Origin of the sequence: Shinella agrisoli, assembly GCF_046557955.1 — a bacterium.
Lineage (GTDB): Bacteria > Pseudomonadota > Alphaproteobacteria > Rhizobiales > Rhizobiaceae > Shinella.
Window position 1 is genome coordinate 100,893 of the sequence record NZ_JBJIEP010000016.1, and the last position, 13,790, is coordinate 114,682.

A 13,790-nucleotide genomic window follows, 5' to 3' on the forward strand; every position below is an offset into this window, starting at 1 on the left:
ATACGCATGAAGAACCGTCACGAGGCGCAGGCGCGCCTGAAAGGCATCTTCAACATCACCATGACGCCCTTCACCAGGGAGGGTGCGCTCGACAAGGCGGGGCTCGCCCGCAACGTCGAGCGCGTAATCGCCCTCGGCTATGACGGCGTGCTCATCGGCGGTACCTATGGCGAGTTTCCCACCATGACGGTGGCGGAGCGCGCCGACGTCTTCACGCATGTCATGGACGTGATCGGCGATCGCATCCCGGCGATGCTCTGCTCGGCCGGCTCCGACCCGCGCGACGTCTATGAGCTGACGAAGCTCGCCGGCGATCTCGGCGGCGTGCCGATGGTGACGGCGCCCTACGTTTCGGAGATCACCGACGACCAGATCGTCGACTTCTTCCGCGACGTGGCGCCGCTCTCCAAGACAGGGATCATCATCTACAACGCGCCAGGCATCGGCATCACGCTTTCGCCGGCCCTGATCAGCCGCCTGGCCGACATCGACGGCATGGTCGGCCTGAAGCAGGGCGACCTCAACCCGACGGCGATTGACCGCATCGCGAACGACCTGCGCGGCCGCGTGCGCACCTTCTGCGCCTCGGACCTCGCCTTCCTCGGCCCCGTCATGGCCGGTTTCGACGGCTTTTCGACGACCAACAGCGGCGCGCTGCCGGAACTTATCCTGGCGACCTACCGCGCGCTGGAAGCCGGCGATGCATCGACCGCCCGCGACCTGCACGCGCTCTGGTACGACTATCGTGCGCTCGCCCGCGCGCATGGCCAGCCGCAGCTTGTGAAGGCGGCGATGAACCTGCGCGGCTTCGACGGCGGGTCCGTCCGCCTGCCGCTGCGCGATATCCCGGCCGCCGTGCAGCCGAAGCTGCGTGCCGTCATGGAAAGGCTCGCCGCGGATTCGCGCACGGGCCTCAGGCTCGCCGCCTGAGATCGCGTCTCGAAGAAAAGCCCCCGCCGCGGTCGCGGCGGGGGCTTTCGCATGCCGGTGGTCAGGCAACAAGCCTGCCGAGGGCTTCGGCCACGCGCGACAGCGCTTCGGCGAGCCTGCCGTCGTCGATGGCATAGGCGATGCGCAGGTGCCCGGGCATGCCGAATGCCGAGCCGTGCACCATGCCGACATGGGCCTCCTCCAGAAGATAGCCGGCGACATCGAGGTCGGAGGCCAGGACGGTGCCTGCCGGTGTCCGCCTGCCGAAAAGGCCGGTGCAGTCGGCGAAGACGTAGAAGGCGCCCGGCGTGGGCAGCGCGGAGAGGCCGGATATCGCCGCGATGGCGGAGAGCACCTGTTCACGGCGCGCCAACAGCGTCCGTTTCCAGCTGTCCAGGAAGGAGAGGTCGCCGTCGAGCGCGGCGATGGTCGCGGCCTGCGAGATGGTCGAGGGGTTCGACGTGCTCTGCGACTGAAGGACGTCCATGGCGCGGATCAGCCATTCCGGCCCGCCGGCATAGCCGAGCCGCCATCCCGTCATCGAATAGCCCTTCGAGACGCCGTTGATCGTCAGCACGCGGCCGGCCAGCCGCGGCATCGCGGCTGCAGGTGCGACGAAGCTGCCGTCATGGACGATGTGCTCGTAGATGTCGTCCGCCATGACGAGGGCGTCATGTCCTGCCAGCACCTCTTCCAGCGCCGAGAGTTCGGAGCGGCCATAGACCGCGCCCGTCGGATTGTTCGGCGAATTCAGGATGACCCAGCGGGTGCGCGGGGTCAGTGCGACCGCCAGTGCCTCGGGCGTCAGCTTCCAGCCGTCCCGCGCGTGGCACGGCACGATGACGGGCTTTGCGCCTGCCAGCCGGATCATGTCCGGGTAACTCACCCAATAGGGGGCAGGCACGATCACCTCGTCACCCTCGTCGATCGTCGCCAGGAAGGCGTTGAAGATCAGTTGCTTGGCGCCCGTCCCGGCAATGATTTCGGAGGGGGCGTAGTGAAGGCCGTTTTCCCGTTCGAACTTCCGCGCGATGGCCGCCTTGAGTGCGGCGGTACCGGAGACGGCCGTATATTTGGTGTCCCCGTCACGAATGGCCTGGATGCCGGCCTCGCAGACATGAGGAGGGGTCGCAAAGTCCAGCTCTCCTTCGCCCAGGTTGATGACGTCGGCGCCACGGGCGGCCAGCGCCCGCAGCTTGTTTGATATTTCCGCCGTTGGCGACGCTCCGACGACAGCCATGCGTGGCGAGAGTCTGGCATTCATGGATATTACCTCCTTGATGATCGCCATATTGTCTATAATGATAAAAAAAGTACAATATCTGTCTTGAAGTTTTTTCGAGAAGGAGGATAAATACGAGAAAAATAGGGTAATAAAATTGTACGTTATCGTTCGATAAGTGCATCCGCTTGTTCTCTTGGAGAGACCATGGGGCGTATCATCCTCGTCCGGCACGAAACGGATCATCCCGCGCTCTATGGCGCGGCGGCAGCGCTCGTTGCGGCGGCTGAGGGAGGGCGGCTGTTCTGGCCACCGGCACAATTCGACCTCGATCGTCATCCTGATGCCCAGCAGCATGTCGCCGACGAGGGAGCGCTGATCCCGAGCGGCCTGATATGGGCGGACCGTCTTTCTGGTCGGAGCGCCCGCCCTCTCGCCGAGCTTTCGGACGCGGCGGTGGCTGTCGTGCCTGTGCATTCCTCTTTTCTTGCCGATAATGATGATGTGTCGCGACTTGCCGCAGCGGGTGCCGAAGAAAGGATCATCCGTCTGGAGGCGAACCGTTTCGTCGACGCCGACGGTTGCACGATCGGCTGGCGGGACCGCTTCGGTCGGGTCCTGTGCGCAGAGCCGGCAGAGGCCGAACCGTCCGATCTCGTCTTCGCCCTTGCCGGGCCGGTCGAACAATTCCTCGAAACCTGCCCGGCACCGCTTGCCGCACTCGCAGATGCCATCGATGCCGAGGCGCCGGGAAGCGCGCTTCGTTTTCTCGACCCACGCGCCCTGCCGGCCAATCCGCTCGCCGGTGTCGATGGCGTACTCCTTCCCGGCGGCTCGCAGATGTCGTCTGTTACCGGACAAATCGCGCTCGCCCGTGCCGCGCGGACAGGCGGAACCCCGATCGTCGGCCTGTGCCTCGGTATGCAGAGCATGTCGACGGCAGTCGCACGCGAGCTTTCCGGCTGGGAGGATACGGATATGGCGGAGGCGGCGCCGGCGGCCGCCCGCCACAGCTTCATCCGCATCGAAACGGGCGAGCATAGGCTTGGCCGGCGCATGACCCGATCCGTGCCGGGCAGTCGGCTTGCCCAGCTTCTGGGAGCAGAGAGCGACATCGCCTGCAATCACCGCTACAGGCTGGCCCCCGCATTGCATCAAAGGCTGGCCACCCGGGGCGTGCTGGTAAGCGCGCTCGGGGGCGAGCCGGGCCAGGATATCGCCGACGCGATCGAGGCAACGGACGGCTTCTACATGGGCATGCAGGGCCATCCCGAGCTTTCGTCCCGTCCGGGACATCCGCACCCGCTCCTTCGCGCCTTCGCTGCCGAAACCGCAAGAACAGCCCGCGCTCGCCGGGCCTGACAGGAGAGAACCATGGATCTTGAACTCAGCCGCCGCACCGCCCTCGTTCTCGGCGCCTCGGGTGGCCTCGGCCGTGCCATCGCGGAAAGCCTCGCTGCAGAAGGTGCCAATGTCGTTCTCGGGGGCCGTTCCGCCGAACGGCTCGAGCCGGTGCGTTCCGCCATTGCCGCTTCTGCAACGGGCCGCATTTCCACCCTTGTTGCGGACCTTGCGGATCCGGCCGCCGTCGAGCAGGCGATCGCCGAAATGCAGGCGACTGAGAGGCCCGATATCCTCGTGCTCAACGGAGGCGGCCCCGCGCCGGGAGCGATGGCGTCGCTGGACCCGGACAGTCTCGTGCCGCAGTTCCGCGCCATGGTCGAGGCCCCGATCCGTATTGCGACCGCCCTTCTGCCGCATATGCGCGAGCAGCGTTTCGGCCGCATTCTCGTGCTCCTGTCTTCCGGCGTAGTGCAGCCGATCCCCAATCTCGGCCTGTCCAACACGCTCCGCCTTTCCCTTGTCGGCTGGGCGAAGACACTTGCCGCGGAAGTGGCGGCCGACGGCGTGACCGTAAACGGCCTCATTCCCGGCCGCATCCATACCGACCGCGTCGATCAGCTGGATGCCGCCGCCGCCAAGCGTATCGGCAAGACGGCGGACGAGGTCGCTGCGGCATCGCGCGCGACGATCCCGATGGGACGTTACGGTGCACCGCGTGAGTTCGCCGATGCGGCGTGTTTCCTTTGCTCGGGGCGTGCAGGTTATATCACCGGTACAAGCCTGCGGGTCGACGGCGGCCTGCTGCGCAGCCTTTGAAACGGGAGAAGGCTGAGGTGGTTGTGGTGCTCGGCGGTCGTGGCTGTGATGTCGATACGTCCGCGACAGTGGATCTGGTGTCCGGAGGTGCGCTCGGCAAAGGCCTCACCCAGCGCGACTTTCAGGCGGAAGCCAGGAAACTCGGGCGTCCTTGGAGGCGATGGCCAACGGATTCGACGGTTATGCAGTTGTGGTCCGTCCATCCCGACGCGCATCGGTTATCCCGTGAAGGGCAGCATCCATTTGCACGTCAACGGAACGCTGCCCCAGTCCGGTGATATTTCCAGATGATCTGGACGCTTCCGAGGTCATCGCCGCTCTTCCCGCTTGGTCGAGCTAACGTCCGGCTTGTCTATACTGGGATGTCGTTCGGACGCGACCCTCCTGAATAGCGTTCGAATCGGCCGTGACGTACTAAATCTTTCGATAGCGGTCCGTGGGTTCAATGGCACTGTGGAATTCGTGGCGCCGGCTTCATCGGTGCCATCTATTCAGCGTACGGTTTTTGCACCCCGGCCGCGAGTCCGGTATCGCGGCCGGGGCGGAGTGAAAGGTGATTTGTCTGATCTAGCGAATCTGGTCGACGAACTTGATGCGGGCGAGCTGAAGCTCGCTGTTGGTGGCAATCGTCGGCCGGAAGTCAAGCCTTGGGCTGACGCGCGCATAGCCTGCCATGTGGAACAGCATCACATCGGGAACGATATCCTCGCTGATGACGCGGAAGGCTTCCTTGAACAGATTTGCGCGTTCCTCGCCGGTGGCCGCCGCCGCCCTGGCGATCAGGTTGTCGAGAGCGGGGTCAGAGGCATCCGCCTGCGGGCCGGAGGACGAATACTTGTAGACCACCGTGAAGGACGCATCGCCCATGTCGTTGTTGTGCTGGTCCGTGATCATCGTCGGCGGACGGTCGGCGGCATAAGGCTTGGTGCCGAGCTCCAGCGCCTGGCTTCTCTCGACCATCGTGAGGTTGACGTTGAGGCCAGCGGCCTGCCACATCTGCGTCAACGCCTGAAGCACCTCATTGATGTTCGGAAAAAGGTTCTGCCTTCCGATGAGCCGGATCTCCGCATCAACCGGAACACCGTCGGCGCGTGCTTCCTCCACCAGTGCCTTGGCCTGTTCGAGATCATAGGGCCACGGCTTCAGGTCGGGGTTGTAGCCGAGCGTCGTCGGCACGACGAGCTGCGAGGCGGCAACCACGTCCTTGCTGAGAATCGTGCCGACAAAGGCATTGCGATCCGTCGCCAGATTGAGCGCCTTGCGGATCCTTACGTCGTTCAGGGGTGCCTTGTCCTGCCCGATTCGGATCCGCGTGGTTTCCGAGTTCGGGTAGCTGAAATCGCGATCGGGATCGACGGCGTCCTGAACCGCGATGCTCGGCGCGATATCCGCCTCGCCGGTGGCGACCATGGCGGCCCGAACCGCCGATTCATTGCGGACGAGATAGGTCGCCCTTTCGATCTCCGGCCTCTCGCCCCAGTACTGGTCGAAGCGGGTCAGCGTCACGCGCTCACCCTGCGACCAGGAATCGAACACGTAGGGGCCGGTTCCGATCGGCTTGGACGAGACTTCGTCCATGGGGGTGTTCGGCGAGGTGATGACGAAGGTCGACAGGAGCGACGGCAGGATCTGCTGCGCCGGATCCGTGGTTATATCCACCGTGTGTTCGTCGACCGTCGTCGCCGTGAATATGCCGGGCGTGAAGAACTTGTTGCGCGTCATGCAGTTGAGGTTGGTATTCATCAGGCGTTTGAGCGAGTGGCTGACCGCCTCGGCATTGAACGGAGCGCCGTCGTGGAAGACCACCCCTTCGCGCAGCTTGAAGCGCCAGGTCTTGTCGTTGATCTTCTCCCAGCTCGTGGCGAGGCGCGGTATCGGCGCGCCACTCGACGGGTCGAGCTCGGTCAGCGTTTCGGTCACGTTCTGCTTGATGATGATGCCGACGCCATAGAGCGCGGATTCGCACGGCTCGACGACCTGCGGAGCCTCCTCGAGAACGACGACGACTTCCTTCGGTTCCTGTGCCCGCGCCGTCTCGCTCATTAGCGCGAGGGCAGCGGCAGCGGCACCAAGCATTCCCATTATTCCTCCACAGTAGGCCATTTCTTCCTCCCGATTGACAGCCGGTGCAATCTTTCCGGGCAGGAGGAGCTGAGTCCAATGCGCAGACGTTATGTCCGCATGCCGATTCTGCAGCCGTCATGCCCGCGCATTGCCTGTCCTGCATATGCATATTCCCAAACTGCAATGGACTTGGCGGCGCCGTCTCCCGATTGTCTGGGGGCCGCCGCGATCACTTGCAGAAGGAGAAGACATGACCGCCAATGCCCGCTACGCCCATGATGAACTCGAAGCATGGGTCGCTGCCATATTCGCTGCGGCCGACGTCGCACGGGAGCATGCCGCGGAGGCCGCGCGCGTTCTGGTGCGGACAAACCTGCGTGGCATAGACACGCATGGCGTCAGTCGCGTTTCCGGTTACCTGCAGAAGATCCGCACCGGCGAGGTCAACGCCCGTGCTGTTCCGAGGGCCGATTTTTCGGACGGTATTCTGCGGTTCGACGGCGACGGCGGCTTGGGGCAGGCCGTTGCCATGGAGGCCGTGCGTCTTGCGGTGGATCGGGCGCGGGAGACGAGCGCGACGATCTGCACCATCCGGGAAAGCGGGCACCTGGCGGCGATCGGACAATTCGTCCTCGAGGCGGCGGAGGCTGGCATGGTGGCCGTCCTGTGCCAGGAAACGCCGCCGCTGATGGCGCTCGAAGGGTCGGTCCGGCCTGCCATCGGCAACAATCCGATCGCTTTTGCCTTTCCCGTCGCCGGCGGCGCTCCACTGGTCTTCGACATGGCAACGAGCGTCGTAGCGCGCGGCAATGTGCTGCAGGCGATCGCCGACAAGGCGACGCATATAGCCGAAGGCTGGGCGATCGGTTCCGACGGCCGGCCGACCACGGATCCGGCCGAGGCGCTGAAGGGCGCGATGCTGCCGATCGCCGGGCACAAGGGCGTCGGACTTGCCATGCTCGTGCAGGTTCTCGCGGGCAGCCTGACCGGTTCGCTGACGGCAGCCAGCGCCGCCACCCATGGTGCGATGAGCAGCGCCGGCAATATCAGCGCCTTCCTGCTGGTGCTCAATCCCGAACGGTTCGTCGGGCGTGATGCTTTCGATGCGCATGTCGCCGACTGGCTGCGGACCTACAAGGATGCGTCGGGCCCGGACAGCCGGTATCCAGGCGAACGCGCCGCGCTTTGCGAGGCCGAGAGGCGTGACAGCGGCATTCCCCTTCCGCAAAGCACGCTTTCGGAGCTCGTCAGGGTCGGCGAGACGTCCGGCGTTCCCTTCGACCTTTGTCCGCTCGGCTGACGGTCTTCAAGTTCCGCCCTCCACGAGGATGCGCGGAAATCGTTGACATTCGTTCCGCCCGTCCCGCAATCCGGGTGAACCGTGGTCGTAGGCGCGAAACAGGGATTCCAGAATCCCGTGACGGTTGTCGATGGTCCTCACCTCCGCAATTTCTCCGTCGTGTCGCCGCGGGGCTTTGCAGACCATTGTCCATCACGGGCTTCATGGAAGGAACGATGCAGCGGAGGCATAGGCCGATAAGCATCGGGCAATAGACCGCGATTGAGGAGAATGAGACGGTTGATGATGCCATATGGATTTTGGGAGGAAACCATGAGGGTAAGCACGAAGCTACTGGCGGCGCTCTTCGCATCGTCCGTCTTTCATTTCGCACCGGCTCAGGCGCAGGACACAGTCACGGTCGTCGTGCCGGACTCCATCGACAATCTCGATCCCTGCCGGTCCGCCCGCAACGATGTGGGTCGCATCATCAAGCAGAATATCGTGGAGACGCTGACGCAGCTCAATCCATCCGACGGCAAGGTCATGCCGCGCCTGGCGACAAGCTGGGAACAGACGGATGATGACACGTGGCGCTTCAGCCTCAGGCAGAACGTGACGTTCCACGACGGCAGCCCCTTCAATGCCGAAGCCTTCTCGAAGGCGGTGGAGCGCACGCTTAGCCCGACGCTCGACTGTACGGTGCAGCAGAAGTTTTTCGGTGGCACGACCGTCACCGTGACGGCGATCGATGACCATACCGTTGATATCAAGACGTCGCCGCGGCAGCCGATCCTGCCCGTCCTGCTCAGCACGCTAGCTATCTCGTCGCCCTTGACTCCGACCGACCAGGCCACAAACGAACCGATCGGTACCGGTCCCTATAAACTGAAGGCATGGCAGCCCGGGCAGTCGGCCGAGCTGGAGGCCTTCGACGGCTATTGGGGTGACAAACCGGTGGTGACTGGCGCGCGCTACCTCTTCCGAGGCGAAAGCGCTGTCCAGGCAGCCATGGTCGCCACGGGCGAGGCCGATCTTGCACCCTATATCAGCGTGCAGGACGCGACCAATCCCGAAACGGACCACAGCTACCTCAACACAGAAACGGCGCAGGTCGCTATCGCCCTTGAACGCGCCCCCTTGAGCGACATCCGCGTCCGCAAGGCATTGAACATGGCGATCGACCGCCAGGCCTTCATCGGCACGATCTTCAGCGCCGATGTCCAGCCGGCCAGTCAGATCGTCCTTCCGTTCATCAATGGTTACAATCCGGAGCTGAAGCCGTGGGCCTACGATCCGGACGGCGCCAAGGCTCTGCTGGAGGAGGCGAAGGCCGACGGCGTGCCCGTCGACACCGAGATCACGCTCTTCGGCCGTCCGGGCTTCCTGCCGAACCAGTCGGACGTGCTTCAGGCGCTGGCGCAGATGTGGCAGCAGGTCGGCTTCAATGTCCGTGTGCAGATGATCGAGAAGGCTCAGTTCATCGATCTCGTGACGCGTCCGCACGAAGGGGACCGGCCCGTCGGCCTCTTCTTCAACCTGCATGACAATTCGACGGGCGATGCCGCCAACTCGCTGTACTTCAAGTATTCGAGCAAGGGCGGGCAGGCCCAGGGCGACGATGCGGAGCTCGACAAGCTCATCTTCGCCGGCATGGAGGCGACGGGCGAGGAGCGCACCAAGCTCTTCCAGCAGGCCTTCACGAAGATCACGAATGAGCTCGTGGACGATGTGATCCTGTTCCACTTCGTCGGCTACGCACGTGTCAATCCGCGCATCGTCTATGAGCCGACGCCGTTCACGAACAACGAAGTGCATATTGAAGACATCCGCTTTGCGGATTGATCTGTCGATCGGGAGGAAGACGAGATGTTGAAACTGCTCTCCAGGCGAATGATCCATAGCCTGACTTCGCTGGCGGGGCTCTTCATTCTCGTCTTCTTCCTGGCGCGGCTGACCGGCGATCCGGCCGCCCTCTACCTGCCCATCGATGCGACGGCGGAGATGCGGCAACAGTTTGCCGAGCAGCGCGGCTTCAACGATCCGCTGCTCGTGCAATTCTGGTCGTTCCTGTCTTCTGCCGTCCATTTCGATTTCGGTGAATCGCTGCGCCAGTCGCGGCCTGCCATGACGATCGTCCTCGAAGCCTTCCCGGTCACGCTGACGCTTGCGGCGATCAGCATGGGTATCGCGATCGTGCTCGCGATCATCATCGGCTCGCTCGGTGCCTGGCGTCCGGGCGGCCTTTTCGACCGGACGGCCAATCTGCTCGCCCTGCTCGGCGCCAGCACGCCCAATTTCTGGATCGCGATCGTCGGGATCCTGGTCTTTGCCGTCTGGCTGCGCATATTGCCGACTTCCGGCATGGGAGGTCCGATCTATTGGATCCTGCCGGTGGCGATCCTCGTGCTGCGCCCGCTCGGGCTGATCGCGCAGGTCGTCCGCGGATCGATGATCAGCGCCCTTTCGTCGGGCTATGTGAAGACGGCCCGCGCCAAGGGCGCCCGGACGCAGTCGATCATCTTCGTCCATACGCTGCGCAACGCCATGCTGCCGGTCATTACCGTGGCGGGTGACCAGGCCGCAGCGATCATCAATGGCGCGGTGATCGTGGAAACCGTCTTCGGTTTTCCGGGCATCGGCAAGCTGCTGATCGATTCCATCACCTACCGGGACTTTGCCGTCCTGCAGGCCGCCGTTCTCCTCTCGGCCGTCGCCATCCTCACCATGAACATCCTGATCGACATGGCTTACGGGCTTCTCGATCCGCGCATTCGCGTCAACTGAGGCAGAGCCTTTCGATGCTTGTAAGAACCAGAACGGATCGACCAGTGCTCAAGAGAGAGGCCGAACCCACTATTTTCCGCACCTATGCCAAAATGCTGTGGCGGGACAAGCTCGCCTTCGCCTCGGCGATCTTCGTCCTGCTGGCGGTCCTTGCGGCTGTCGCCGCACCGATTTTCCTGGAGCGCCAGGCGACGGCGATGAACCTCCTGATGCGCAACGCCGCGCCGTTCAACCCGGACAACGGGCTGTGGTACATGCTGGGCGGCGATACGCTCGGCAGGAGCGTTCTCGCGCGCATCCTCGTGGCAGCCCGCAACACGCTGCTCGTCGCCGCCTCCGCCGTCTTCATCTCGTTGCTGGTGGGAAGCGCGCTCGGTCTCGTTGCCGGCTGGCGGCCGGGCTGGCTGCCCACCATCATAATGCGGGCGGCCGACGTGCTGATGAGCTTTCCCTCGCTGCTGCTCGCGGTTATCGTGCTCTATGCCTTCACGCCCGGCCTTGTCAGCGTCGTCGCCGTTCTGGCGATCACGCGCCTGCCTATCTACATCCGCACGGTGCGCGCGGAAGTGCTGGAAATCCGCGAACGGGTCTTCGTGACCTCGTCCCGCGTCCTCGGCGCCGGCTTCGGCTGGATCGTGACGCGGCATATCCTGCCGGTCGTGACCCCGACGATCATCACCATCGCCACGCTGGAATTCGCTTTCGTCATGCTGACCGAAGCGAGCCTCAGCTTCCTCGGGCTGGGCATCCAGCCGCCGCAGGTGAGCTGGGGCCTCATGGTCGCCGAGGGGCGCAACTACCTGTCGTCGGCTTGGTGGATCGCCTTCTGGCCGGGCCTTGCGATCATGCTGACCACGGTCTCGCTGAACCTCCTGTCGAACTGGCTCAGGATCGCGACCGACCCGCGCCAGCGCTGGCGCCTCGAAATGGGAGACGACCGATGAACGCGGCCGCGCACATGCTTTGCGTCGAGGGATTGAGCGTCGATTTCCATACCCGCGACGGCGTCGTTCATGCGGTCCGCGATGTCGGCTTCACGCTGGACCGGGGCGAGACGCTCGCGCTCCTCGGCGAGAGCGGATCGGGCAAGAGCGTCAGCGCTTCCGCGATCATGGGACTCATCGACATTCCGCCGGGCCGCATCGTCTCCGGCACGATCCTGTTCGACGGCAAGGATCTGCTTACGGCCGGCCCCGCGCACCAGCGGCAGGTCAACGGCCGCCGCATAGCGATGATCTTCCAGGATCCGCTGTCGGCTCTCAATCCGGTCTACACCGTCGGCTGGCAGCTTGCCGAGATGTTCCGCATCCACGGCATCCAGGTCGATAATCCTCGCGCGGAGGCGATAAGGCTGCTGACCCGTGTCGGCATTCCCGATGCCGAGGCGCGCGTCGATTTCTACCCGCACCAGTTCTCCGGCGGCCAGCGCCAACGCGTAATGATCGCGATGGCGATCGCGCTCAAGCCCGATCTCATCATCGCCGATGAGCCGACCACGGCGCTGGACGTCACCATCCAGGCGCAGATTCTTCGCCTGCTCAAGGACCTGCAGCGGGAAAACGGAATGGGCCTGCTGCTCATCACGCACGATCTTGCGGTCGTCGCCGAGATTGCCGATCGGGTGATCGTCATGCAGAACGGCGAGATCGTCGAAGCCGGTCACCTGGAAACGGTGTTCCGCTCACCGGCGCATCCCTATACCAGCCGGCTGCTCAATTCGATTCCCGGCCGGCACGGCTTCGCCACGCCGCCGACCCGGCACGCCGAAACGCTGCTGGAGGTGCGGAACGTCGACAAATTCTACGGGCGGTTTCAGGCGTTGCAGAATGTCAGCCTCACCCTGCGGGCCGGTCAGACGCTCGGCATCGTCGGGGAATCGGGTTCGGGCAAGTCGACGCTCGCCAAGACCATCCTGGGGCTGGAGGCGCCGACGGCCGGCAAGATCTTCTACCGCGACCGCGAGACCTCCTCCCTGTCGAAGGAGGAGACCTTCGCGCTGCGCCGGAACATCCAGGTCGTGTTCCAGGACCCGACCGCCTCGCTCAATCCCTACATGTCGGTCGCCGAGATCGTTTCCGAGCCGTGGGCCATCCACAAGGGCAGCCTGCCGCGGCGGGCGTGGCCGGAGCGGATCGCCGACCTGCTCGTCAAGGTCGGCCTGAAGCCGGAATATGCCCGGCGCTATCCGCACCAGTTTTCCGGCGGCCAGCGCCAGCGCATCGCGATCGCCCGTGCGCTCGCCCTCGAGCCGGAGATCATGCTGTGCGACGAGGCCGTTTCGGCGCTCGATGTCTCCATCCAGGCGCAGGTGATCGATCTCCTGAAGACGCTGCGCACGGATCTCGGCCTCTCCTTCATCTTCATCGCGCACGACCTGCCCGTCGTCCGGGACTTCTGCGACGAGGTGATCGTCATGCAGAAGGGCCGCATCGTGGAAAAGGGCAGCACGACGAAACTGTTCGAGGCGCCCGAGCAGCCCTATACGCGGGAGCTGCTGAAGGCGAGCCCGCTTCTCGAAAGCCTGCTGGCGCCGGCAGCCGCCGGCGCCTGACGCACTATCAGGCAGGCTTGCCGGGCACCTTCACGAGGATGCAGCCACCTTCGCGCCGGACGGGATAGACGGCAAGGTCCTCGGTGATCGGGTCGCCCTGGCCGGCGCCGGTGCGCACGTCGAAGCATCCCGCATGCAGCGGGCACTCGATCAGTCCCTCCTCTGTCAGCCAGCCCTCGGTGAGATAGGCAAGGCCGTGCGTGCAGATGTTGCTCGTGGCGCAGATCTCGCCACCTTCCAGATGGTAGAGCGCGATCTCGTGCGCGCCGACGGTGACGGCGGCCATGGCGTGTTCCGCAAGCTCGGCCTCCTCGCAGACGGCAACCCAGGTCTCTTCCTCCACATCCTTTGTTTCAGCCACGATGTCCTCCGTTTCAAAGCTCGACGCACAGATAGTCCTCCTCGACGGCGACCGGGAATATCTCGGCCTTGTAGGGGCCCTTGATGACGGTTTCGCCGTCCTCGACGCTGGTCGGATAGTTGCGGACCTTCGTGTGGAGCGGATCGAAATAGGACTGGCCGGTGCGCATGTCGAATTCCCAGCCGTGCCAGGGGCAACGCAGGAACTCACCCTGCCGCGAATAGGTGATTTCGCCCGGCGCTTCGCTCGTCATCAGCCCGGTCAGCAAGCCGTGGCACAGCGATGCGCCCTGGTGCGGGCAGCGGTTGAGCAGCGCGAAGAATTCGCCCTTGATGTTGAAGATAGCGAGGGGCCGGCCGCCGACATTCACGATCCTGCGCTCGCCCGGCTTGATCTCTCCGGCGGGCACGACGGCATATTTCGCCATGTCCAGCTC

12 protein-coding genes are annotated in these 13,790 nt (G+C 64.3%); 8 read left to right on the top strand and 4 right to left on the bottom strand.

Annotated features, from left to right (window positions below):
- The first annotated feature begins 6 nt into the window (after positions 1-6).
- Positions 7-930: a dihydrodipicolinate synthase family protein gene (locus ACIIOY_RS17520; RefSeq protein WP_411035970.1), complete on the top strand. Its 924-nt coding sequence runs from the start codon at positions 7-9 to the stop codon at positions 928-930.
- A gap of 61 nt (positions 931-991) precedes the next feature.
- On the opposite strand, the gene ACIIOY_RS17525 is transcribed toward ACIIOY_RS17520, so the two are convergent.
- Positions 992-2,194: a pyridoxal phosphate-dependent aminotransferase gene (locus ACIIOY_RS17525; RefSeq protein WP_411035971.1), complete on the bottom strand. Its 1,203-nt coding sequence runs from the start codon at positions 2,192-2,194 to the stop codon at positions 992-994.
- Between the two features lie 165 nt (positions 2,195-2,359).
- Between ACIIOY_RS17525 and ACIIOY_RS17530 the strand changes: the two genes are divergently transcribed.
- A complete protein-coding gene (locus tag ACIIOY_RS17530; protein ID WP_411035972.1) occupies positions 2,360-3,514 on the top strand; it encodes a glutamine amidotransferase-related protein in 1,155 nt (384 codons plus the stop codon).
- Positions 3,515-3,526: 12 nt separating this feature from the next.
- A complete protein-coding gene (locus tag ACIIOY_RS17535; protein WP_411035973.1) occupies positions 3,527-4,312 on the top strand; it encodes an SDR family oxidoreductase in 786 nt (261 codons plus the stop codon).
- Between the two features lie 567 nt (positions 4,313-4,879).
- Here ACIIOY_RS17535 and ACIIOY_RS17540 read toward each other — a convergent pair.
- Positions 4,880-6,388 (bottom strand): ABC transporter substrate-binding protein, encoded by a 1,509-nt coding sequence (locus ACIIOY_RS17540; RefSeq protein ID WP_411036018.1) that lies wholly within the window; start codon positions 6,386-6,388, stop codon positions 4,880-4,882.
- A gap of 238 nt (positions 6,389-6,626) precedes the next feature.
- Here ACIIOY_RS17540 and ACIIOY_RS17545 point away from each other — a divergent pair, with 238 nt between their 5' ends.
- From ACIIOY_RS17545 to ACIIOY_RS17565, 5 genes are all read left to right on the top strand, one after another.
- Positions 6,627-7,676, top strand: a complete 1,050-nt coding sequence (locus tag ACIIOY_RS17545; protein WP_411035974.1) for an Ldh family oxidoreductase — start codon at positions 6,627-6,629, stop codon at positions 7,674-7,676.
- A gap of 312 nt (positions 7,677-7,988) precedes the next feature.
- The gene (locus ACIIOY_RS17550; RefSeq protein ID WP_411035975.1) at positions 7,989-9,500 is read left to right on the top strand and encodes an ABC transporter substrate-binding protein; all 1,512 of its coding nucleotides are present in this window, start codon (positions 7,989-7,991) and stop codon (positions 9,498-9,500) included.
- Between the two features lie 24 nt (positions 9,501-9,524).
- Complete coding sequence (locus ACIIOY_RS17555) at positions 9,525-10,442, top strand: ABC transporter permease (RefSeq protein WP_411035976.1); 918 nt, start codon at positions 9,525-9,527, stop codon at positions 10,440-10,442.
- A gap of 14 nt (positions 10,443-10,456) precedes the next feature.
- The gene (locus ACIIOY_RS17560) at positions 10,457-11,386 is read left to right on the top strand and encodes an ABC transporter permease (RefSeq protein WP_411035977.1); all 930 of its coding nucleotides are present in this window, start codon (positions 10,457-10,459) and stop codon (positions 11,384-11,386) included.
- Positions 11,383-12,993, top strand: coding sequence for an ABC transporter ATP-binding protein (locus ACIIOY_RS17565; RefSeq protein WP_411035978.1), 1,611 nt, complete (start codon positions 11,383-11,385; stop codon positions 12,991-12,993). The genes ACIIOY_RS17560 and ACIIOY_RS17565 overlap by 4 nt, the downstream gene beginning before the upstream one ends.
- A 7-nt stretch (positions 12,994-13,000) precedes the next feature.
- On the opposite strand, the gene ACIIOY_RS17570 is transcribed toward ACIIOY_RS17565, so the two are convergent.
- Both ACIIOY_RS17570 and ACIIOY_RS17575 read right to left on the bottom strand, forming a co-directional pair.
- On the bottom strand, positions 13,001-13,354 hold the full coding sequence (locus ACIIOY_RS17570) for a non-heme iron oxygenase ferredoxin subunit (RefSeq protein ID WP_411035979.1): 354 nt from the start codon (positions 13,352-13,354) through the stop codon (positions 13,001-13,003).
- A 13-nt stretch (positions 13,355-13,367) separates the two neighbouring features.
- Positions 13,368-13,781: a Rieske (2Fe-2S) protein gene (locus ACIIOY_RS17575; protein WP_411035980.1), complete on the bottom strand. Its 414-nt coding sequence runs from the start codon at positions 13,779-13,781 to the stop codon at positions 13,368-13,370.
- Positions 13,782-13,790: the final 9 nt, after the last annotated feature.

Coding starts and splice junctions, on each gene's coding strand:
- ACIIOY_RS17550 (WP_411035975.1), top strand. CDS start 7,989: ATGAGGGTAAGCACGAAGCTACTGGCGGCGCTCTTCGCATCGTCCGTC.
- ACIIOY_RS17560 (WP_411035977.1), top strand. CDS start 10,457: ATGCTTGTAAGAACCAGAACGGATCGACCAGTGCTCAAGAGAGAGGCC.
- ACIIOY_RS17545 (WP_411035974.1), top strand. CDS start 6,627: ATGACCGCCAATGCCCGCTACGCCCATGATGAACTCGAAGCATGGGTC.
- ACIIOY_RS17540 (WP_411036018.1), bottom strand. CDS start 6,388: ATGCTTGGTGCCGCTGCCGCTGCCCTCGCGCTAATGAGCGAGACGGCG.
- ACIIOY_RS17525 (WP_411035971.1), bottom strand. CDS start 2,194: ATGAATGCCAGACTCTCGCCACGCATGGCTGTCGTCGGAGCGTCGCCA.
- ACIIOY_RS17555 (WP_411035976.1), top strand. CDS start 9,525: ATGTTGAAACTGCTCTCCAGGCGAATGATCCATAGCCTGACTTCGCTG.
- ACIIOY_RS17520 (WP_411035970.1), top strand. CDS start 7: ATGAAGAACCGTCACGAGGCGCAGGCGCGCCTGAAAGGCATCTTCAAC.
- ACIIOY_RS17535 (WP_411035973.1), top strand. CDS start 3,527: ATGGATCTTGAACTCAGCCGCCGCACCGCCCTCGTTCTCGGCGCCTCG.
- ACIIOY_RS17530 (WP_411035972.1), top strand. CDS start 2,360: ATGGGGCGTATCATCCTCGTCCGGCACGAAACGGATCATCCCGCGCTC.
- ACIIOY_RS17575 (WP_411035980.1), bottom strand. CDS start 13,781: ATGGCGAAATATGCCGTCGTGCCCGCCGGAGAGATCAAGCCGGGCGAG.
- ACIIOY_RS17565 (WP_411035978.1), top strand. CDS start 11,383: ATGAACGCGGCCGCGCACATGCTTTGCGTCGAGGGATTGAGCGTCGAT.